Annotated in this window: 1 protein-coding gene; it reads left to right on the top strand. The window is 50.5% G+C overall.

Translation table 11 applies throughout. The annotated features are described in order from the left end of the window. Nucleotides 1-34: 34 nt before the first annotated feature. Nucleotides 35-667, top strand: a 633-nt coding sequence (locus VZP09_RS06785; protein ID WP_328795469.1) for an IS5 family transposase, incomplete at its 3' end; no start/stop codon positions are given.

Genomic DNA, 667 nt, shown 5'->3' with positions numbered 1-667 from the left:
ACGGCTTTGTTGAATAAATCGAACTTTTGCTGAGTTGAAGGATCAGATCACGCATCNTCCCGACAACGCAGACCGTTCCGTGGCAAAGCAAAAGTTCAAAATCACCAACTGGCCCACCTACAATAAAGCCCTCATCAACCGTGGCTCCATAACTTTCTGGCTGGATGATGAAGCTATTCAGGCCTGGTATGAGTCGGCAACGCCTTCATCACGGGGAAGACCTCAGCGCTATTCTGATCTCGCCATCACCACCGTTCTGGTCATTAAACGCGTGTTCAGGTTGACCCTGCGGGCTGCNCAGGGTTTTATTGATTCCATTTTTACACTGATGAATGTTCCGTTGCGCTGCCCGGATTACACCAGTGTCAGCAAGCGNGCAAAGTCGGTTAATGTCAGTTTCAAAACGTNCACCCGGGGTGAAATCGCGCATCTGGTGATTGATTCCACCGGGCTGAAGGTCTTTGGTGAAGGCGAATGGAAAGTCAAAAAACACGGCAAAGAACGCCGTCGTATATGGCGAAAGTTGCATCTGGCAGTTGACAGCAANACACATGAAATCATCTGTGCAGACCTGTCGCTGAACAANGTNACGGACTCAGANGCCTTCCCNGGNNTNATCNGGCANACNCACNGAAAAATCAGGNCAGCNNCNGCNGANGGCGCTTAC

This window comes from Klebsiella sp. EMBS2024 (assembly GCF_036233805.1).
Classification (GTDB): domain Bacteria; phylum Pseudomonadota; class Gammaproteobacteria; order Enterobacterales; family Enterobacteriaceae; genus Klebsiella; species Klebsiella pneumoniae.
Note: the sequence above shows the minus strand (reverse complement) of the source record. Positions and strands in the feature narration are given on the sequence as shown.